Origin of the sequence: Prevotella melaninogenica, from assembly GCF_018127925.1 — a bacterium.
GTDB classification, from domain to species: Bacteria; Bacteroidota; Bacteroidia; order Bacteroidales; family Bacteroidaceae; genus Prevotella; species Prevotella melaninogenica_C.
This window is the reverse complement of record NZ_CP072348.1, coordinates 1,609,594-1,631,942: the sequence shown is the minus strand read 5'-3', so window position 1 is coordinate 1,631,942 and position 22,349 is coordinate 1,609,594. Positions and strand designations below refer to the sequence as shown.

The 22,349-nt window shown below is 42.2% G+C and carries 18 protein-coding genes; 5 read left to right on the top strand and 13 right to left on the bottom strand.

Annotated elements, in window-relative coordinates:
- Positions 1–423: 423 nt before the first annotated feature.
- From cysS to J4861_RS12070, 12 genes are all read right to left on the bottom strand, one after another.
- A complete protein-coding gene (gene cysS, locus J4861_RS12125) occupies positions 424–1,911 on the bottom strand; it encodes a cysteine--tRNA ligase (protein ID WP_211793729.1) in 1,488 nt (495 codons plus the stop codon).
- A 651-nt stretch (positions 1,912–2,562) separates the two neighbouring features.
- Positions 2,563–2,763, bottom strand: a complete 201-nt coding sequence (locus J4861_RS12120) for a DUF4250 domain-containing protein (RefSeq protein WP_211817040.1) — start codon at positions 2,761–2,763, stop codon at positions 2,563–2,565.
- Positions 2,764–2,790: 27 nt separating this feature from the next.
- Positions 2,791–3,270, bottom strand: coding sequence for a cytidine deaminase (locus J4861_RS12115; RefSeq protein WP_211817039.1), 480 nt, complete (start codon positions 3,268–3,270; stop codon positions 2,791–2,793).
- A 90-nt stretch (positions 3,271–3,360) separates the two neighbouring features.
- On the bottom strand, positions 3,361–4,827 hold the full coding sequence (locus J4861_RS12110; RefSeq protein ID WP_211817038.1) for a right-handed parallel beta-helix repeat-containing protein: 1,467 nt from the start codon (positions 4,825–4,827) through the stop codon (positions 3,361–3,363).
- A gap of 60 nt (positions 4,828–4,887) precedes the next feature.
- Positions 4,888–5,727, bottom strand: a complete 840-nt coding sequence (gene murI / locus J4861_RS12105; RefSeq protein ID WP_211817037.1) for a glutamate racemase — start codon at positions 5,725–5,727, stop codon at positions 4,888–4,890.
- A gap of 148 nt (positions 5,728–5,875) precedes the next feature.
- Positions 5,876–6,391, bottom strand: coding sequence for an OmpH/Skp family outer membrane protein (locus J4861_RS12100; protein WP_004359087.1), 516 nt, complete (start codon positions 6,389–6,391; stop codon positions 5,876–5,878).
- Between the two features lie 367 nt (positions 6,392–6,758).
- Positions 6,759–7,262, bottom strand: coding sequence for an OmpH/Skp family outer membrane protein (locus tag J4861_RS12095; protein ID WP_004359086.1), 504 nt, complete (start codon positions 7,260–7,262; stop codon positions 6,759–6,761).
- A gap of 136 nt (positions 7,263–7,398) precedes the next feature.
- Positions 7,399–7,944, bottom strand: coding sequence for an OmpH/Skp family outer membrane protein (locus J4861_RS12090; protein ID WP_044045934.1), 546 nt, complete (start codon positions 7,942–7,944; stop codon positions 7,399–7,401).
- A gap of 231 nt (positions 7,945–8,175) precedes the next feature.
- Positions 8,176–10,791 (bottom strand): BamA/OMP85 family outer membrane protein, encoded by a 2,616-nt coding sequence (locus J4861_RS12085; protein WP_211817035.1) that lies wholly within the window; start codon positions 10,789–10,791, stop codon positions 8,176–8,178.
- Between the two features lie 12 nt (positions 10,792–10,803).
- Entirely contained in the window at positions 10,804–11,556 is a 753-nt protein-coding gene (locus J4861_RS12080; RefSeq protein ID WP_211817034.1) for an isoprenyl transferase, read from the bottom strand.
- 98 nt (positions 11,557–11,654) lie between these two features.
- Positions 11,655–12,347, bottom strand: a complete 693-nt coding sequence (gene porG, locus J4861_RS12075) for a type IX secretion system protein PorG (RefSeq protein WP_036923799.1) — start codon at positions 12,345–12,347, stop codon at positions 11,655–11,657.
- Between the two features lie 20 nt (positions 12,348–12,367).
- On the bottom strand, positions 12,368–13,729 hold the full coding sequence (locus tag J4861_RS12070; protein WP_211817033.1) for a DUF6242 domain-containing protein: 1,362 nt from the start codon (positions 13,727–13,729) through the stop codon (positions 12,368–12,370).
- Positions 13,730–14,169: 440 nt separating this feature from the next.
- Here J4861_RS12070 and J4861_RS12065 point away from each other — a divergent pair, with 440 nt between their 5' ends.
- Positions 14,170–15,018 carry a KilA-N domain-containing protein gene (locus tag J4861_RS12065; protein ID WP_211817797.1) on the top strand — a complete coding sequence of 283 codons (849 nt, stop codon included), beginning with the start codon at positions 14,170–14,172 and terminating at the stop codon, positions 15,016–15,018.
- Between the two features lie 975 nt (positions 15,019–15,993).
- Here the strand turns inward: J4861_RS12065 and pckA are convergent.
- On the bottom strand, positions 15,994–17,607 hold the full coding sequence (gene pckA, locus J4861_RS12060) for a phosphoenolpyruvate carboxykinase (ATP) (protein ID WP_211805095.1): 1,614 nt from the start codon (positions 17,605–17,607) through the stop codon (positions 15,994–15,996).
- A gap of 280 nt (positions 17,608–17,887) precedes the next feature.
- Here pckA and upp point away from each other — a divergent pair, with 280 nt between their 5' ends.
- From upp to J4861_RS12040, 4 genes are all read left to right on the top strand, one after another.
- Positions 17,888–18,547: a uracil phosphoribosyltransferase gene (upp, locus tag J4861_RS12055; RefSeq protein ID WP_009013109.1), complete on the top strand. Its 660-nt coding sequence runs from the start codon at positions 17,888–17,890 to the stop codon at positions 18,545–18,547.
- 755 nt (positions 18,548–19,302) lie between these two features.
- Positions 19,303–19,509: a hypothetical protein gene (locus J4861_RS12050; protein ID WP_346267019.1), complete on the top strand. Its 207-nt coding sequence runs from the start codon at positions 19,303–19,305 to the stop codon at positions 19,507–19,509.
- A gap of 54 nt (positions 19,510–19,563) precedes the next feature.
- Positions 19,564–21,126 (top strand): hypothetical protein, encoded by a 1,563-nt coding sequence (locus tag J4861_RS12045; RefSeq protein WP_211817032.1) that lies wholly within the window; start codon positions 19,564–19,566, stop codon positions 21,124–21,126.
- Between the two features lie 443 nt (positions 21,127–21,569).
- Positions 21,570–22,019 (top strand): HU family DNA-binding protein, encoded by a 450-nt coding sequence (locus J4861_RS12040; protein ID WP_211817031.1) that lies wholly within the window; start codon positions 21,570–21,572, stop codon positions 22,017–22,019.
- Positions 22,020–22,349 lie beyond the last annotated feature (330 nt).

Here is a 22,349-nt window from a genome sequence, read left to right as displayed (position 1 = left end):
AATGGTGCGGACGATAAACTACAATACTTTAAATGGTTTATAGCTTTGCAAATAACCTAATATAAATAAGATGAAAAGCAACTATCAACACATTAGCTTGTGATAGGGAAAAAGAAACCACAAGTGTTTACACACAAAGTTACAAAATATAGGAAAACACGTTAACCAAAGATGGAATCAATTGAGATACAAGAAAGAAACTATGCTGTTATAAAAACAAATTAGAAAAATAATATAAAATAAGGATAGATATTCCTAATACACTGCACATTATCGCTGACACATACTAAGAATATCTATCCTTATAGGAATGAATACGAGCGACACACCATTTAGGGCTCACTCATTATCCTTTTATTTACCGCTTACTCCACTGACAAACAGCGTTTATGCTCATCAAAGAAGCAATCTGAAGTTTTCAGTTTATCGGTCAAGTTTCCACGTAACACCGTCCTTGGTGTCCTTAACTTGGAAGCCAGCCTCAGCGAGAGCATCACGAATCTGGTCGCTAACAGCCCAGTTCTTCTCTGCTTTTGCCTTTGCACGAAGGTCGAGAACCATATCAACCACCTTACCATAAGCCTCCTCACGGGCATCGTTATTGGCTCCACGCTCATTCTGAAGACCGAGAATATCGAAGGCAAAGAGCTGCATTGCCTCAGTAAGTTCCTTAAGGTCGTCGGCTGAAATCTGCGCCTTATGATCGATGAGGATGTTCACCAAGTGGCAAGCCTCAAAGAGAGTTGAGATGACAGCAGGGGTCATCAAGTCGTCGTTCATTGCATCATAGCACTTCTGACGGAAGCCAGCAACAAACTTCTTTGTATTCTCGTCTGACGCAGCAGCAGGCTGAATGCGTGCCAAATCCTCAATACCATTCATCAAACGTTCGTAGCCCTTCTCAGCAGCCTGTAGTGCCTCGTTAGAGAAGTCTACTGTTCCACGATAGTGAGCAGAGAGGATGAAGAAGCGAATTGTCATTGGAGAGTAAGCCTGTGTGAGCGTGTCATGCTCGCCAGTAAAGAACTGCTCAAGCGTAATGAAGTTGCCAAGCGACTTGCCCATCTTCTGTCCGTTGATGGTAATCATATTGTTATGCATCCAATACTTCACCATTTCATCACCTTGTGAAGCCACAGCTTGTGCAATCTCGCACTCATGATGAGGGAAGATAAGGTCCATACCGCCACCATGAATATCAAAGTGATCACCCAAATACTTGCGTCCCATCGCTGTACACTCGCAGTGCCAACCAGGGAAACCATCGCTCCAAGGAGATGGCCAACGCATGATATGCTCTGGCATAGCACGTTTCCAAAGAGCAAAGTCAATCTGATTACGCTTCTCGCCAACACCTGCCAACTCACGAGAGTTGTTTATCATGTCGGTGATGTTACGACCAGAAAGAACGCCATAGTGGTGATCCTTATCGTATTTCTCTACATCAAAGTAGATACTTCCATTGCTTTCATAAGCATAACCGTTGGCAAGAATCTGATTTACTAACTCTTCCTGCTCTATGATATGACCTGTTGCATGTGGTTCGATGCTTGGTGGAAGAACGTTGAGCGAACGCATAGCATCGTGATAGCGGTTGGTATAGTGCTGCGCAATCTCCATTGGCTCCAACTGCTCAAGACGTGCCTTCTTCTCAATCTTGTCATCACCTTCGTCAGCATCATGCTCCAAATGGCCCACGTCCGTGATGTTACGAACATAACGAACCTTGTACCCTATGTGTTTAAGATAGCGGAAAAGAATATCAAAGGTGATAGCAGGACGTGCGTGTCCGAGGTGTGGATCGCCATAAACAGTTGGTCCACAGACATACATTCCTACGTTAGGAGCTGCAATCGGTTGGAAGAGTTCCTTCTTACGATGCAGTGTATTGTAAATAACTAAATCTTGCATAATTCTCTGATTTTATACTTGCCTGCAAAGTTACACTAAAAAAGTGATAACACAAACAACATATATAGGAGAAACGCACAAAAGGGCAGAATGGCACGTTTGCATGGTATTTATTTTCAAGAAGAACAATAAACTTTAACGACAAATTAAAGAATTATTATACCCAACGAACAGGTGTTTTTATACCCAGCTGCTGGGTCCTCTTGTACCCAGCGGTTGGGTACGATAGGACCTATTCGCTGGGTACGGTAGGACTTATTCGCTGGGTACGGTAGGACTTATTCGCTGGGTATGATAGGGTTTATTTGCTGGGTATAATAGGACTTATTTGCTGGGTACAAAATAAGCGATTAATAGGGCATTTTCTAGCATTAGAATAAGTCTTAGGGATAAAAAATGTTTTGCCCCCTTAACGCTGATAGCGTAAGGAGGCAAGGAAAGAGAATTAACGATTATAATTATAGCATTTTTTATTTTGAGAATACCTCGGTATAGGACCGAGGCTACCTCAGTCCTATACTGAGACCCCCTCGGTCCTATACCGAGGTATTTACCCTTTTTTAAACTTCCGTCGATTAAGCAGGATAAAACTTGACACAAGAGAAGGACAAATCGTTGATTTTTTAATTTTTAAAGGCACAATCTTCTATCTTACTTATCAAATCCAATGGGACGGAACTGGTGCTGCTTTTCACTATATACATAGCCTGCTTCACGCAAGTTGGCTTTGAGTTTATCTATATCTTCATTGAAATTGTAACAAAGAGACTCTAAAGAATCAAACTCTTCATCACGTAGTAGCATGTTAACACTGCTTACTAATATTGCTGGGTCTTTTGGTAAATACTCCATAATTACTATTTATTGAAAACTAAAGGGCTACTTCATGGACTCTCCTAAGAACTGGAGAGGCAAGAGGTCCTTTACACTATTGATAACATATATGCCTGCCGTACCATAAAGAAGGATACGAATAGGCTGTTTATAACGATCTTCTATTTCTAAAATAACTTGCCGACAGGCTCCACAAGGTACTATCGGGTCACGCATCAAACCATACTCATTGGCTGCAGCAATGGCAAGTGTGGTCACTGCTTGGTCTGGATAGACAGACTGAGCAGCAAAGATTGCTGAGCGCTCAGCACATAAGCCTGATGGAAAAGCAGCATTCTCCTGATTGGCTCCAATAACTTCTGTACCATTAGCAAGCAACAACGCTGCGCCAACACGGAATCGGCTATAAGGAGAATAACTGTTACCAGTTGCCTCCACAGCCTTTTGAATGAGGTGCTGATCAGCCTCTGAGAGTTCATCTTGTTGGCAAAAACCAATCTTGATGCTTATGTCTATTGTTTTCATTGTTGATATTTATTATTGATGGTGAGGGTTATTAGGCTAATTGGGCTAATTAGCCTAATAGGGCTAATAAGGCAAATAAGCCTAATGACTTTAATTAGCAATCAGCTCATAACAGCCGATATCTGGTTTATTATCACGCTGCTTACCATCATGATCAGTTGCAAAACGAATATCGCCAAGGGCAAGTCCTGCATCAATAGCAGGATACTTCTCACCTTTTTCAGCCTTCTTTAGATGGAAATCGTACTTCTGTTTGTCGCCATCTACGAGTAAAAACTGCTTTGATCCACCATCCGGATAATCCTTATTATTCTCCCAAATGACATCTGTAAAACGTGCTAACAGAGCCGCATCTTTAGGCTTTGGCGTGCGAAGAATACAATTATAGAAGTGATAATTAGCTGTCACACCCTCCTTGTTATTAGCCATAAGCACATCATCAGCATAGCCTGTCACAAGCGAGTTGACAACGTGGAAGGTCTGAAGAGGATAATCCTTGTTGTCAATATGATTACCAAAGTTCAACGCCACACCGCGATTACTATCGAAAGGATAGAACTGTGCGAAGGTACAATGTGTCAAAGTCACCTCTCCTCCCACAAAGGCTGCACAGTCCATCAGCGTATTAGAGAACTGAGAGTTATAAGCAACAATCTTACTGTTTATCGCTTGTAAGCCATAGCCCTGACAGTTATGAACAGTAGAGTTAGCAATCGTCAACTTCGTACGTGCTGTCATTGCCGTATCACAGAGAATACCATTATAGGTTGAATGGATATCCGTATGCGTAAGAACATTATCGTAACTGTCCTTATGAAAGCGTACTCCCTGCCACTGACCACTGACACGATCGTAAGGAAGATACTTAAACATCTTATCCAATCGGTCGCCACGCAATGTCACAGGATTGTCTGCTGTACCTTCACAACGCAGAGTTCCGTATACATCAAGCGCTGCTTTTTGAGAGAAGTAAACAGTTGTTCCGGCAGGGATTGTCAGTGTAGCACCGGCTTCCACCTTCAATGTATCTTGGAAAACAATCGGTTTTGTACTGGTCAAAGTAGTATTGGATGTAATCTTGCGACCCTTTACCAACTCCGCATCCCAACTGTAGACACGTAAGTTTACCTTCTGTTGTACACCACTTTCGAGCGTAAACAAAAGATTATCAACGACCTCTTGCGGTGTTGCGGCATTATTAAAAGGTGATGTCATCTCAACGAATACCTGAATACTATCCTTGTTGCGCACTTCCAAATCGCCTACTCGATAGCCATTAGCAGCCGAGAGTTCCACACCATCTACATTCACACGGAACCCCGTTTGATTACCTTGTGCCAGACGTACATTGGTTAATCGCAGGCCATCACCCGACTTATTATACACCCAGAAAGTCTTAGTAGATGTCGGAACATTGGAGAAAGTGGTGTCAAGTCGTAGTGTGTCAGTTGAGAAAGAGAGCAGATTGCTCCGTGATGTTGTGAAAGTATCATCATCAGAGCAGGCTGCCATGATCATGACAACTGACAGAAAAAACAATATAGATAACTTTTTCATCTTTTACTCTTTAGTTCTTATCTAACGACTCAACCGGCTGTTTTATTGTCCGTTTCGAGCTTATTCCAAGTCTACATGCTCCACATTAACCTGCTCATGCAGGAAGATACGTGCAGTTTCTTTGAACTTTTCGGGGTTTTCTGTGGTGTAATACTTCACTGTGGCATTCTTCGTACAACGTGCATCCATATCTGGATGGCGACGGAAATAGTCTTGCAGACTCTCCGCTACATACTCACCTTGTGGTACGATACGCACTCCACGTGGCACATGCTTCAATATCTTCGGCATGAGAATAGGATAATGCGTACAACCAAGAATGAGCGTATCAATCTCTGGATCGAGTCGCATGATATGGTCGATACGCTTCTTTACGAAGTAATCAGCACCGGGACTGTCTGCTTCATTGTTCTCAATGATTGGCACCCACAGCGGACAAGGAACACCCGTTACCTTTACATCCTCCCACAGCTTTTGTATTTCAAGGTTATAACTATCACTCTTAATAGTTCCTTCAGTTGCCAACACACCTACATGTCGTGAGCGGGTAAGCTTGCCAATTACTTCTGCCGTAGGGCGAATTACACCCAACACGCGCCTATCTGGGTCAAGATTGGGCAAGTCATTCTGCTGAATCGTACGGAGTGCTTTGGCAGATGCGGTGTTACAACCTAAGATAACCAACTGGCAACCGAGTTCGAAGAGTTTCATCACAGCCTGACGTGTGAACTGATAAACAACATCAAAGGAGCGTGAACCATATGGAGCACGCGCATTATCACCCAAGTAAAGATAGTCGTATTCGGGGAGTAGCTGACGAATACCATGCAGAATGGTTAGTCCACCATACCCAGAATCAAAAATACCGATAGGTCCCGGCTGTTTAGAATACTTTGTCATTAGTCTTTTTAAATACAATTAATCGTCGTCCGATATCACTACATACAGAGTGGTGCGGACGCTCCGCACATCCTGTGCGGATGCCCAGCACGCTTTGTGCTAAGCATCAACACCACCCATGCAAAGCCTTTTCTGTGGGTAAAGTCTTTTATTTCAAAGCAGCTATCAAAGCCTCTGTAACATCTTCTCCCATCGCTGTATTAACGAATGGGACACTATTGTTATCTGCATTCAGAATGAAAGCGTAACCGCTTTCCTTACCCATCTGACGTACAGCGTTGTTTAACTTTGCGTGAACAGGTGCGTAGATATCTTCTTCAGCCTTCTTCAACAGACGCTCAGATTCCTTACGAAAGGCGATGTTGCGGTCCATCAGTTCCTCTAACTCAGCCTGACGCTTGCGAAGAATAGATGGTTCCAACTTGCGCTGTACGTCGAGGAAGTCTTCATAACGGCTATTAAAATCCTCTACTGAACGCTTTGTCTCGGCATCATACTTTGCCTTAAGGTCGTTATAACTACGTGTAGCTGTGGCATAGTCAGCCATTGCATGAAGCACCTTATCATAGCTAAAGTATGCAAACTTAAATGCTGGAACACTCTGTTGTGCCATTGCCAAGAGCGGCAAAAGCATGAAAACAAAGGAAAAGAATAGTTTTTTCATTATCTCTTTTATTATCTCTTCAATATATAAACAAAAATGAGGTCATCGCAAGAACATATATCCGTGCGGTGACCTCACCCTTTTATCTCCTCAGAAACAGTGTTAGTTCGTTAATTGGAAAAGCTCTTTTCCGACCCCTTCGACTGTCTTTTCTAAATTCTTTTCATGAAGAAAAATATTTTTTTTCATGAAAAGAAATTTTTCTTTTCACGTAAATAAATTCTTCTTGTCATGAAAATAATTCCGAGTTATCGTAATGACAGACTCTCAAAGACGAGCCATAACTGGAATACTTGCCTATCTCAAAGACTTAAAAAACCGCTAAATCAAGGAGAATCAACTACGGGGCAAAGGCACCCGCAATGTATTACTTCATCTTAGCCAACTGGGCCTTTACCTCCGCAGTGATATCCTTGCTGAGTGCCTCGTTGATATACAATGGCTGACCAGCTGCCTTCTCCATGATGTAAACATAGTTACCTGCCTTAGCAACAGCAGCGATAGCGTTACGAACCTTCTCAAGAACAGGACCGAGCTGCTTCTGCTGCTCCTCATTGAAAGCCTTCTGGTTGTCCTGAGCAGTCTGCTGGATTTTGTTGTACATATCCTGCAAGCTCTTCTCGGTCTCAGCCTGCTTTGTAGCGTTCATTGTGCTCTTAGACTTGTCATAAGCCTCTGCCTGACGCTGCAACTCTGACTGCATGTCTTCAATCTGCTTCTGATACTCCTTACCCTTAGCCTCAAGCTTACTCTGAACAGCTGTAGCCTCTGGCAGTGACTGGAGGAGAGCCTGTGAGTCAAGGTGACCAAACTTCTGTGCAAACAATGTCATTGGTGCGCAAAGCATCAACATCAAAAATAACTTCTTCATTTCTTTTTATTGTTTAATTGTTTATTAATTTACTTTTTATCTGCGGTGATTGCATTTCTAACTCACCCAGTGTGACTATAATTTCTATAGTAGATAGGCTTCCTAAGATGGTTAGTTTACTTAGCACAAAGACTACTTACTGATAAGAATATCCCAACTTCTGCAGTACCTCATTACTGATATCCACCTTTGGCGAACCATAAATAATACCAGCGGCATTGCTTGAACGGTCGATAACTAAACTATAACCGCGCTGGTCTGAGATATCCTTTACTGCATTGTAAATCTCGTCCTGTATAGGAGTAATCAGACTGGTACGTTTCTTAAAGAGCTCGCCCTCTGGACCGAAATACTTACGCTTGAGGTCGGATGCCTGCTTTTCCTTAGCCATGATCGCCTCCTGTCTCTTCTTCTTTTGGTCCTGAGAGAGGAAGACTACCTCGTTCTGATAATTCTTATACATCGTAGAAGCCTCTGTGTTGAGTGCCTCAACCTCAGCCTGCCACTTCTTACTTACCTGATTCAACTGCTCATTTGCACGCTCATAAGCTGGCACATTCTTGAGGATATACTCCATATCAATCAGTGCAAACTTCTGTGCAGAAGCTGTTAAAGGTAAAAGAGTAAATAGGTAAAGAGGTAAAACGTATCGCAGTACACTCTTAAAAATATTCTTCTTCATCTCTTTTAATTCATAATTCATAATTCATAATTCATAATTATGATTACCGATACTCACTTAATTTATTGCTGCAAGCAACTTGTCAACTCGTCAACTCGTCAACTAAGCTAAAACTCCTGTTCACTTCGCAAGCAACTTGTCAACTCGTCAACTAAGCTAAAACTCCTGTTCACTTCGCAAGTAACTTGTCAACTTGTTCACTTGTCAACTCGTCAACTAAACTAAACTAAACTAAAACTCCTGTCCAAGGATAAAGTGGAACTGGCTGCCGCCCTTTGTACCAAATACCTTGTCGAAGCCGTATGCCCAGTCGATACCCATCATACCCACCATTGGGAGGAAGATACGAACACCAAGACCAGCAGAACGCTTCATGTCAAATGGATTGAACTTACTTGTCTCTGTCCATGCGTTACCAGCCTCTACGAAACCAAGACCATAAATGGTTGTATTACCCAAGAGGAATGGATAGCGAAGCTCCAATGACATACGGCTGTAAGCATAGCCCTCGGCACCATATGGAGTGAGTGAACCATTCTCGTAACCACGAAGACCGATTGTCTCCTCAGCATAACCAGTAGAGTATCCACTCATACCATCACCACCCATGTAATAGGTTTCAAACGGACTTTTCTTGTTTTTATTGTAACTTCCCAACAAACCGAACTCAACACGGGTCATCAAGACGAAACACTTCTGACCACTTGTGAGGGCTGTAAAGGTACGAGCCTTGAACTTCCACTTATGATATTCAACCCAACGATACTTCTCCTGCTGCTCCTGTGAGTAGGTAGGAGAGTTGCGGTCGGTTGCCAAGTGAGCATAGTCCTTACCGTCCCACTTAGACCATGGTGGAGTAATGGTCAATGATACTGAGAAGTCAGAACCACGACGTGGGAAGAGTTGGTTGTCTGTTGACGTACGATTAAGTGCGATGTTGAGGTTCAAGTTGTTTGCTGAACCATTCGACATAATAAAGTAACGCCAATTACGCAACATGTAGCGCTGATACTGCAGCTGAAGTGACAAGGTGAAATAGTCATCAGGCCAGCTCAAACGCTTACCCCAACCAGCATATATACTAAAGAGTTTCACATACTTGTCTGGGTCATAATAGTTCTCGTAGCTATTGTAATTGTAGTTACCATAACCGTAACGATAGTTGTTATAGTTATTCAAGTAACCACTGTTATAATAGTTACTTGATACGTCAGTCTGCTTTGAATACGACATACCCACGCTGAACTGGATAGGACGCTTACCGCCCAACCAGTTGGTTGAGTACTGGGCATTGTATGACTGGTAGTAAGTACCGTTGGTCTGTGCGCCCAATGAGAGTGTCTCACCATCACCAATAGGCATGATACCACGATGCTCACGGTTTCTACGGAAGAGGTTTGCCATTGAGAAGTTATTCAACTTCAAACCGACACGACCAATAACACCCGTCTGACCCCAACCAAGTGAAAGTTCAACCTGGTCGTTTGATTTCTGCTTGAGGTTATAATTGATGTCAACAGTTCCGTCCTCATAGTTTGGCTCTGGTACTGGGTTGATTGCCTCTGGGTCGAAGTGTCCCATTGAAGCTAACTCACGTGCAGAACGCTGGAGTGCTTCCTTAGAGAAGAGGTCGCCTGGCTTTGTACGCAACTCACGACGAACAACATTCTCATACAGACGGTCATTACCATTAATCTTCACACGATTGATACGTGCCTGCTGTCCTTCAGTGATACGCATCTCAAGGTCAATAGAGTCGCCGACAATATTCACCTCTGTTGGTTGAAGGTTATAGAAGAGGTAACCATTGTTCCAGTAAGCATTACCCACAGCATCCTCATCTTGTGAAAGACGCTTATTCAAGTAAGTCTGGTTGTACACGTCACCCTTCTTCATGTCAAGTAGACGTGACAGATAATCTGTTGAGTAAACAGTATTACCTACCCATTTGATGTTACGGATATAATATTTCTTACCCTCATCTACCTTTACATAGATATCTACATGCTTTGGATCAACGTTCCAAACGCTATCCTTCAAAATCATAGCATCACGATATCCATATTCGTTATACTTTGTGATAAGGTTCTTCTTATCCTCAGCCCAACGCTCAGGTGTGAACTTCTTTGACTTTAAGAGATTAGAAAGCTTACCAGCCTCATGGGTTTTAGCAAAGGCACCCTTGCTAAACAGGGTTCCTTTAATCTTCTTTTCGCCCAACTGGTTGTCGCCATCAATGATGATAGAACGCACCTTCAGCTTCTCCTTCTTATCTACATCGATATCAAGGATAACCTGATTCTTAGCTGATACATCGTCACGCTGACGGATGAAGACCTCAGTATTCTTATAACCCTTGTCTTCAAAGTACTTCTTTGCAAGTATCTTCGCACGGTCAATCATGTTAGGCGTAATCTGTCCACCCTTCAAAAGACCGAGTTTCTTCTCCATATCCTCACGCTCAGTCTTCTTCAATCCATTATAGTTAATGGTAGAGATACGAGGACGTGGTGCGAGGTGTATCTTCAAATAGATATTATCTCCCACAATAGAGTCAGCAGAAATGGAAACATCTGAGAAGAGTCCATGCTTCCAGTAACGCTTCACAGCATCTGTGATAGCCGTACCCGGAACCTCCAACTCCTGTCCAACAGCGAGTCCAGAGATACCAGTGAGGACATAATCCTCATAGCCCTCGATACCAGTAACGGTCAGTCCTGCCAACTTGTAAGTCTTAGGAGTACCTGAATATGTGATATCTGGGTTTACAATCTTCTGCTGTGCACTCATCGTGAGCGTAACTCCAGAGAGCGCAAGGAGCATCAACACCTTATTTATTTTAGTCATCTATCGCGTAACTTAATTGTTTTCGTTTTCTTCTACTTGTTTCTCAGTCTTTCCAAAGCGACGCTGTCTACTCTGGAAACTCGCAATGGCTTTCTGCAAATCCTGCTCATTGAAGTCAGGCCAATAGGTATCACAGAAGTATAGCTCAGAGTAAGCTATCTGCCATAAGAGATAATTGGAGATGCGAAGCTCACCACCCGTTCTAATCAAGAGGTCTGGGTCAGGCATAAAGTTTGTCTCTAAATGCTCACTAATCACCTCTTCTGTAATCATTTCTGGGCGCAAAGGTTCAGAGCTGTTAGCCTGATATTCTGTAACAATCTCCCTCATTGCTTTTGCTATCTCCCAACGTGCACTGTAGCTAAGTGCCACAACCATCGTCATTGCAGAGTTCTTCGCTGTGTGCTCTTCAGTCTCACGCAACTTCTTCTGCACTTCTTCTGGCAGACGTGCCATGTCACCAATAACACGGAAACGCACATTATTCTTCACGAAGATTTCATCTTCCAAAGACGTAAGCACAAGTCCCATCAACGCTGCTATCTCATCCGTAGGACGATTCCAGTTCTCTGTTGAGAAGGTATAGAGTGTGAGAAACTTCACACCCAATCGTACACATTCTGATGTTATGCGCCGAACGGTATCTACTCCTGCTTGATGTCCGTAGGAGCGTGGCTTATTGCGTTCGGTTGCCCAACGTCCATTACCATCCATTGTAATGGCAATATGCTGGGGTATTCGTGTCATATCTAATTCTTCTGCCATATCTTTTGAAGAGATAAACCTATGTTTTGTTCTGTACAGCACTTATGTCTGCACGCTTTAGACATTACCTATATATAATAGGTGGAAACTAACTTCCCTTACTCGTCCTCATTATGACAAGTCTTACACTTTGCCATAAAACTATAAGAGAACGTCAGCTGCAGGGTTGAATAGCTGTCTGTATTCTTAAAGAGTCCACTACTCTTAATGCCGTAAGGGTCTTTCTGTCCGTCTAACTCATCGCTGAGCGAGAAGTGTAACGCCCATTCTAAGCCTACGTTCATTCGTTCATTCACTTTATACTTCACCCCCAATCCGATTGGAAGATTAGCTGTAAGCACCGACTTGCGATCGCCACCCTTAATATTAACATAGGTGGCACCCAATCCTATCATCGCATAAGGCGACAAACGCTGTGCACCACGATAGTCACGACCCGTACCATACGGCAGGAAGTTATATTCATATGCAAAGCCTACATCAACCAACGAATTGTCGAATGTATAGGGGGCTGAAGCAAAACGTGGATAGTAAGTCTTGACATCAGCCGATGAACCTTTCATCTTTCCAAACGATACGTTCATCTTTAACCCCATATAAGGACTGAGATTATATCTTGCTAAAACCGTTCCCATCGGCTGTAGGTCTTTAAACAACGACTCGTTAAAGTCGCCTAAGTAACCCATCATACCGACACCGGCACCAATCTCCATCTTATACTCCGGGTCCGACTGCGCCCATAGAGGCGTAGCAGCAAGGAAGAGGAGGAGGTTGATGAAGATACGTTTCATTGTTGTCCTGTTTGAATAGCTTATTCAGCCAATCGACTAAGGTTCAATGCCCAGCCTACTCGATTGAGTCTACCACGCCAAACCTTTGTACCACTAATTACCCAGAGGTATTCGTCGATATCAACTGTTGCTGCAAAAGCAGTCGCAGCCTGTATGTCTGCTGGATAAGTGAAGCTCTTATCGCTCTTCCATGTGATACCCCCATCTCGAGAGAGGAGCATAGAAGCCAACTTACCACTATTATCAACGCCCAACGCAAGGGCTGCCTTATCATAGTTTACAACTGAAAGACTCTTGTAAAGAGGGAGCTGGAACTTGTCAGCATTGCTCTCTACATAACTCCACTGCTCATTCTGACGATAAGAAAGTTTCGTCCATGCAGCATTCTTTGTGCCGCTTGCCAGTGTACCAACAAGCAGTACGCGATACAAGTCAGATGTAACTGCTGTAAGTGAAGAACCAATATTGCTTACTGGAAGGAGTGAAGCATTGCTATCTAATGACTCGTTAGTCCACGTAACACCATTGTCTTTTGAAGCCAACAATGTACCTGACGTTGATAGCGCAAACAACTCTGCTGGTGATGCTGCCACTAACTGCTTCAAACTGCTGTTTGTAGCCACTGTAGTCCAGCTGCTGCCGTCTGTAGAGCTATAAACCGTACCATTGTCGATAACGAAAAGCTTAGTACCCTGCACTGCCACACTCTTATAAGCATTTGCTGTGAAAATCTTGCTGAGCTTTGTCCAGCTGTTGCCATTGTCCTTTGTCGCAGCATAGCCAACCGTCTGACTACCATTCGTTCCGAAGACAAACACCTTGCTTCCCGCACTAACAGCCTTCATCGCTGTAAACGACGAAAAGTTGCTATTTGCTTGCAGTGCCTGCCAGCTAAACACGTTGCCCTTCTGCTTATGAACATTCACAGAAACCTTATAGTCCCGATACTCGCCTCCATTGTTTGAATAAACACGGAACATGCGAGGAGTGCTAAAATTAATGGAATCATTGTTGCGGTAATAAGTGAACTTCTCGTCAGTTGTTGACTTGATAACAATAGTACCGCTATTCTTTGCCACAACCTTTGCCAACGCACTGGCTGGATTCGTACCATATGGCAAAGAATCAGGGTTATAAATCAAACCCTGAGCCTGATCAATATAGAACTTAACTTTAGCAGCATTGAATTTGCCTGTATAAGTACTATCCTTGCCATTCTTAGCAATGGTATCACGCACTTGTTTCAACTGTCCCAAAGAAAAGCTCAAAATAGCCGTGTCTTTGTAACTTACGCTGGTTTTCTCGTCGTCGTCCTTAAGACAAGAAGTCATTGTCAAAGTAGCCATCATTAAAGCTACGAGAATATATATCTTATTACGCATCAGATACTAATAATTGAATTTAGCTGCAAATTTAATCAGAATTCTTCAGAATCAACGTCTTTAACGAGGTTAATTATGTAAAATATCGAAAATAACTACGTTTTTTTAAGTTTGTTTAGTAAGTATTGCCAAAGTAACGATAAACTTGAAGAAAAATGACCAATAAATCACATCTGATAAGCTTCTGATATCCTCCTTACCTTCACATGAACTTTTCAATTTATACGATTGTCTTTCCACACGCCTTTTCTCGACTTAAACCCTTATCCCTCTTCGACTTTTCTGCGCCTTTGATTGTCTACTTATTTTACATTACATCACACCATCATTTGCCCTCATTACGGAGAAAAATCGTATCAGAAGAAAAAAGACCCTAACAATACTGAAAAGTGCGTTTTATTTGTTACTTTTGCTGATATAATAACTAAAAATATGAATACATCAAAGAAGATAACAGTACAGAAATATCTGTGCTGATAGGAAATGAGAGCGACTACATTTGCCTAACAGATATGGCACATTTCAAAGACAAGGAAAGGACGGATTATATCATACAGAACTGGTTACGCACAAGAAGCACAATAGAATATTTGGGAGCATGGGAACAGCTTTACAACCCTAATTTTAATCCCACCGAATTCGATGGGTTTAGAAATAGCGCAGGATTAAACTCATTTACTCTAACGGCAAAGCAATGGATACAAAAGACAAATGCGATAGGTATTATGTCTAAGGCTGGCAGGTATGGTGGAACTTACGCACACAAGGATATAGCCTTTAATTTTGGCATGTGGCTAAGTCCTGTATTCCAACTTTATATTGTAAAGGAATACCAGCGGTTAAAAGAACAAGAGAGCGATCCGCTTTCGTTAGAGTGGAACGCAAAGCGAATACTATCCAAAACCAATTATACACTTCATACCGATGCTATTAAAAACGTGATTATTCCTAAAATGGACATTGAGGCTATCAAGCATGGGATTATCTATGCAACAGAAGCTGATATGTTAAATATAATTCTCTTTGGGTGTAAAGCAAAAGAATGGGTTCAAGCGAACCCGAATTTGGCATCTAAAGGAATAAATCTTAGAGAAACTGCAAGCATCAACCAGTTAGTAGTATTATCTAATATGGAATCTGCTAATTCTGAAATGATAAAGCAAGGGGTATCAAGAAAGCAACGTTTTGAGATTCTCCATAAAATGGCAAAAGAACAGTTAAAGGTACTTGACACGAACAATATAGAACAAAGATTTAGGAAAATCTTACCTGATAGCACAAAAAAATAGAGTAATTAGTATCGAAATAGTTTACACATTTAAGGAATTATATTCACCTTTATAGTCTACTGCTAATCAAATAAATATCTATCGTAGCTCATCCTACTTCTTTCAGTCAACGTAATGACGCTTCGCACATCTTGTGCGGAGCGTCCGCACAGGTCGTGCGGAGGCTGAACACGAGTGGTGCGGAGTACTCAATACATTCGCCATAATCCCATTAGAAGTTTGATAATCAGATGAAAACAATAAAGTAAGCCTGCAACACGATAAACCATACAGAGCAAGCTGAGAGAAACAGAAGTTGGATGTTCACAAAAATATGGGTTTTCAGAAATTTAGAGTGATAATTATCCGTATAATCTTAGATCTCTGACGAAATATCACACAGAGAAATGGAGGGTACGGAGGAGTATTAAAACATAATAATAGCAGTCCAGAGAGGCACAGTCAGTGCATAGAGTAAAGGAGATTGTTTGCCAGTTCTATTAGCAATTTATATACAAAGCGTTTATCCTAAAAAGTTATTAGGAATCAGTATGCTACCCCTCCGTCGCTCATTGTGCCATTGGCACCTCCACAATATGGCGTTTAGCTCCGTTCCCTCTGTATCTCCGTGTGCGTTATTATATAAATGCTTTAGCGTATCACTCCACATTTCGGAAGAACAAAAAATCCTAACAGGGATTTTCTATATGAATAATTAACTCATAAGAGACAGGACATAATCTTACCAAAACAAACTTTGCTGTCACTCCTGTCATTCAAAACATCCACTTAACTCATTAATATTCAGTAGCATTACACGAAGTGTTAAAAGTGACAGCAAAACAAAATTAAAACTACTGTAGTAATAGTACGGAATATTTCTACCTAAAATTAGCAGTCTTACTATTCTACATTACAGAAGGACAAACAAAAACTCCCACCCGTATTGCTACGGATGGGAGTCATTATTATCTATTCAGAAGTATTCCGAAAGGATTAGAGCTGTGGACCAGCTGCTACGAGAGCCTTACCAGCCTCGTTGTTCTCGTACTTCTTGAAGTTCTTGATGAAACGAGCTGCGAGGTCCTTAGCCTTCTCATCCCACTGAGCTGCATCAGCGTAAGTGTCACGTGGATCGAGAATGTCAGTTGCAACACCTTCGAGCTTTGTAGGAACAGTGAAGTCGAAGTAAGGAATCTGCTTTGTTGGAGCAGCGTCGATTGAGTGGTTCAAGATAGCGTCGATGATACCACGAGTATCGCGGATAGAGATACGCTTACCTGTACCATTCCAACCAGTGTTAACCAAGTAAGCCTTAGCGCCACTCTGCTGCATCTTCTTAACCAACTCCTCAGCATACTTTGTTGGGTGGAGCTCCAAGAATGCCTGACCGAAGCAAGCAGAGAATGTTGGAGTAGGCTCAGTGATACCACGCTCTGTACCAGCCAACTTAGCAGTGAAACCAGAGAGGAAGTAGTACTTAGTCTGCTCTGGAGTCAAGATAGATACTGGAGGCAATACACCGAATGCATCAGCTGAAAGGAAGATAACCTGCTTAGCAGCTGGACCCTGAGACTCAGGACGCTGGATGTTCTTAATGTGGTAGATTGGGTAAGAAACACGAGTGTTCTCAGTTACGCTCTTATCAGCGAAGTCAATCTTACCATTCTCGTCAACTGTTACGTTCTCGAGGAGAGCGTCACGTGTGATAGCGCCATAGATGTCTGGCTCAGACTCCTTGTCAAGGTTGATAACCTTAGCATAGCAACCACCCTCGTAGTTGAAGATACCCTTGTCATCCCATCCGTGCTCGTCATCACCGATGAGCTTACGCTTTGGATCGGTAGAAAGAGTTGTCTTACCTGTACCAGAAAGACCGAAGAAGATAGCTGTGTTCTCACCATTCATGTCAGTGTTAGCAGAGCAGTGCATAGAAGCCATACCCTTCAATGGCAAGAAGTAGTTCATCATAGAGAACATACCCTTCTTCATCTCACCACCATACCATGTGTTAACGATTACCTGCTCCTTAGTTGTTACGTTGAACATAACGCAAGTCTCTGAATGAAGACCGAGCTCCTTCCAGTTCTCAACCTTAGCCTTAGAAGCGTTGTAAACAATGAAGTCTGGCTCCTGATCGAAGTCTGCCTCTGACTTTGGACGGATGAACATGTTTGTTACAAAGTGAGCCTGCCAAGCAACCTCAACGATGAAACGAATCTTCATACGTGTATCCTTGTGAGTACCGCAGAAACCATCAACTACGAAAAGACGCTTGTTAGAAAGCTCCTTCTTAGCGATGTCCTTAACAGCTGTCCAAGCTTCCTTAGAAGCACGGTGGTTGTCGTTATGGTATTCCTCAGAATCCCACCATACTGTATCGTGAGAGTTCTCATCATCAACGATGAACTTATCCTTAGGAGAACGACCAGTGTAGATACCAGTCATTACGTTTACTGCACCAAGCTCAGTCTCCTGACCTCTTTCATAGCCCTGAAGACTCTCTTTTGTTTCTTCATTGAACAATACTTCGTAAGAAGGATTGTAAAGTACTTCTGTTGTACCTGTAATACCGTACTTCTCAAGTACGCTCTTATCAAACTTTGCCATTTCTTATAAATGTATTTAGTTGAAAATTGATTTGTTCACTGTTTTTATGTCCTATTTATTAAGACACCGCAAAGGTAATATATTTATTAAATTCACACAAAAAATACCGTAGAAAAAGTATCAAAGTATTTGCTTAGAAGGTTAAAGAAATAAAAAAAACAAGAAGCATGGCTATATTTGCAAATCAGACTTTGCAAAACCTCAGATTTATTTCTTAATTTTGCCGAAATTTTGCAGAGCAAGTTGCTAACTTGCTTATCTATAACACCTAAGACTTAAAATGGACATCATTAATTTTTCAGAGCAGAACTCTATTATCAATCAGTATTTAGCAGAAATCCGTGATAAGGATTATCAGAAGAATCGTTTGCTCTTCCGCAACAATGTTATGCGTATCGGAGAGTTCGAAGCTTTTGAAATTTCTAAAACACTGAACTACGAACCAAAGGATGTTGTTACTCCATTAGGTACGGCTCAGGTTAATGTACCAACTGACAAGATTGTTTTGGCTACTATTTTCCGTGCTGGATTGCCTTTCCATAACGGTTTCCTTAACATATTCGACCATGCTGGTAATGCCTTCGTTAGTGCTTATCGAGAATATACGGATGCTGAACATCATGAGGTAGGTATTCACGTTGAATATCTTGCTACACCAGACATCAATGGTAAGACACTTATCATCGCTGACCCAATGTTGGCTACTGGTGGTTCTATGGAGTTAGGCTACAAGGCTATCCTTTCAAAGGGAACTCCTCGTCATGTGCATGTTGCTTGTCTTTTGGCTACGCCAGAAGGTATCGCACATATCCGCAAAACCTTCCCTGAAGACTCAACAACCATTTGGTGTGCAGCAATTGACGAAGGATTGAACGAACATAAGTACATTGTTCCTGGCTTCGGTGATGCAGGTGACTTGTGCTATGGTGAGAAATTATAAAGTATCTCCTTATATAATAAGTAAGTATATCAAAACTTTCTACTAGGAAATACCACCTATTATTCAGGCAGCACTGATATTTTGATTCTGATTAAAGCAATTATTGTTAGCTTCTAGTTCATAAGATAGTAATCATGCTCTATCAATAATAGGTGATATTTCTTTATGTGCCTCTTTGGAACATGAAGACGAGGTTTTTCTCTGTTTATTCTTTTATTCCATATTTTCTTTTTACCTTTGCGCCCGTGAAACAATTAGCAATGACATATCAAACCAATTCAGCACAGCAAAGAAACTTTGATTTCTTTGCCTTTTTTAGTGCTTTATATTTGGTAGTGTCAGATATTTTGCTAACACACACACACACACACAGGCGCTACCAGCGTTAAGCATATAATTTTTCTTTTATCCTACGCGCGCGCGAAGCGGGGTGTAACCCTTGTAAACAAAGGACTTCTAGGAGTTTCCTTTGTTCGCTTTTTCGTGTCCGTTTGTGAGCTGTTTAGAAAGCAAAATAAGAACGTTTTAAGCACTGATTTTACCACGAAAGATATTTATAATTCTCTAGTAATAGTTTGTTTTCTCTCGTTGATTTCTCGGGCAGACGGTGGTAAAACACTGTCTGCCTGTAGGGAGGGAGAGCGAACGGTTAGGAGATTTATATAATGAGCCATCAGGATATATAATAAAAGGTGAGCAACAAGCCACATAATAGAGAGTAGATAACAACTATTTTTAATCAAATCAAAAAAGCAATGAGAATGAAACAAGAAAAGAAGGATTATTCTGCACCACGTTGCATAATAGTTCAAGTAAGCGAAACCACTTATTTAATGGATACGTCTTACCCTGGTCAGCACAATCCAGCCCAATCAGGTGGAACTTTTGGTGATGCAAAACAGGCTCCGAGTTGGATGTCTGAAAGCGAAGAAACAACAGAGAATTCTTCATGGGAAGACTAATAGAGAGTTATTAACAAAGTAAAGAAAACAAAATCGAAAAAGAAGAAACAGACAATGAAAAAGAAATTATTTAAGACCCGCCTACTTTCATTTGCAGCTTTCTGTGGGCTCACTTTAGCGTTCGCATCCTGTGCCAATGAAGATGTGGCGCAAAACCCAAACAGCACAGATAACGATAAAAACCTGACGACCTTTTCAGCAGGTGACCCCTCAACGCGCACCTCAATGGAGAGCGACGGCAAGTTCTTTTGGGAGGCAGGCGACAAGATTTGGGTAAAAGATGATAACGGCACATGGAACGCAAGTAGTAATTCGCCAACAAGCAAGACCGCTTACTTTAAGTTTAAGGTTCCTGGTACGTACACAGCCCATATGTCATATAAAGTTTACTACCCAGGTCAGAGTGGCAGTCAGGACCAAGTGACAATCTCTGCTAGTCAGACCCAAGCAACGCCAAACACTACCGCTCACTTTGGCACATCAGGCGATTGCGGAATGGTTGATGCATCGAAGCAATCAAACGGTTCGTTTGCTTTTGTGCTTGATCACAAGGCAGCTTACTTGCTCTTCTTGCCCCGTACCAGCAATACAATCTTGCATGACTGTTACTTGACTAAGGTAGAGATAAACTCTGATAATGACATTACTAGTACTTACACCCTTGACCCAGCAACAGGCGAACTCACAGGAACGGGCACTAGCAAGCAAATTGTACTGACAACAAAAGGTAGCGGAACTTACGCTAATGGCTTCCCTTTGACTAATAGTACAACAAGTGCAGCCACTAATGGTGCTTATATAGTGATAAAGCCTGGAACACACACACTTAAGATACGTTATTGGGTAAAGGACGTTGCAACAGGTATAGAGGGAACTATAACCAAGACATTAGCATCAGCTACCTACGACCAAAACAAATATTATAATATCACTGCTAACCTCAATGTACGTGATTACGACGGTGACCATTATTATATGTGGGATGCTCAGCAGCAATATTGGTTTGGTTACGAATGGACAAAACATTTGGCAGCGGGGGTAGGCCAGCCAACTCTCAGGCAAGGTCTTTCAAGCGCAACAATTTCCAGCAACTACGCTCAGAACAACACTGATCCTAATCTTCGTTGGTACCACGAGGGTGGCGGTGCCTTTCAAGCAAGCAATAGTTGCGCAACTCTTCCAAACGTGAACGAGATGACATGGTACGCTGAAAAGGGTGATCCTCGCTGGGATGGTGATGAGTTATGGACTACTATGGGTCATTTATATAAAGGTGGCATGTGGGTTAAGAAGAAATCATACATAATCGGTTACAACAGTAATACCGCTGTTGACGGCACTGATTGGCGAACAGCACACAAGACCCGAAGCTGGACCGTATCTAGTACTCTTCCTTCCGCCGCTGACGCAGGCAATTATTTCTACCTGCCCGCTTTGGGTCACTACTATTTTGGTGCGATGTTCCAAATTGGGGAACATGGCTACTATTGGTCGTCTAGTGCCAGCTCGTGGAGTGATAGCTATGCCTACTACCTAGATATCAGCAGAAATGGTGTCGGAGTGGATGCAGGCAACTTCGAACGCTACTACGGACTCAGGGTTGGGGGCTTCGAGTAGTCCTTGCGCTTGCCTTTTACCGGTGTCGCCCTCTAAAAGGCGACACCTAAACTACCGCCGTAAAACCCCACCCCGACCCTCCCCGAAGGGTAGGGAGTGTCTAACGGGATAAAGGGAGAATGAGAGATAAGAGAAAATCTAACGGGTTGCAAGAAAATTTCTAACCCGTTAGAAATTTACGGGGAACGGGTTAGCGAGAAATTTCTAACCCGTTAGAAGTTTTCTTCCGACCCGTTAGAAATTTAGCCCTAACCTAATATGCGTTTTAAGCCTCCGCATCATGCGGATTTTCTAAGCTTTGCGGAGGTTTCTATCTCTTTTGAATATTGAATAAACACGCTTTGATTGAGCTAATCAAACTGAGTAAAAAAAGAAACTAATGAAAAACGTGTTGCTGCAAAGTGCAGCACTAGTAAGTAATAACTAATAAAATTTTAAACACAATGAAAATTAAACTGATAGAAAGAAGAAAGCCGGGTACAAAGACTGGACCGGGTAAGTTTTATGCAAGTCCGGTAAATGTGGGCAAGAAGAACCTGCGAGATATTGCGCATGACATTGCGGGGCGTTCTTCGCTGACACGTGGTGATATCGAAAACGTACTGTCAAACTTTATGGATTGCCTACCTCATTATCTTCGTGATGGCTTTAGCGTTCAGCTGGGCGAGTTCGGCACGATGCGCCTGACACTTTCAAGCGAGGGGGCTGCGACGGTAAAGGCTTTTAAGACTGAAACAATTAAGCCACGCGTGACGTTTACGCCGGGTGTGGAACTAAAGGCCGCTTTGCGCGAGAACTCGTATGAGACGGTAAAGGAGGAAAACTCTAGTTCAAAACCTTCTCATAAAGACAAGGGAAGCGGAGAAAATCCTGGACCTGTGCCAGAGGACTAAAAGGAGCGTTGACCGTTTGGTCAAGGATAAACGAAAAAGAGTTCGCAAACAAATCGAAAATTGTTCGCGAACAAAATGGAAATTGTTCGCGAACTTTTTTGAGTTTGTTCGCGAACTTTTTTTAATTGAGTAAATCAGGGAATGAAGACTGAATGTCCCTAAGACATACGCCTCAATGATATGCTTTAAGACAGAGTTACATGAGAACATTGATGTTTAAGTAACATGTTCTTTAGACTGAACGTACTTTTGTTTTATGAACTCTTGATGATGAATTATAGCATCTATTAGCATGGTTCCTTAAAACTACAAAGGCATTACAACGATAGG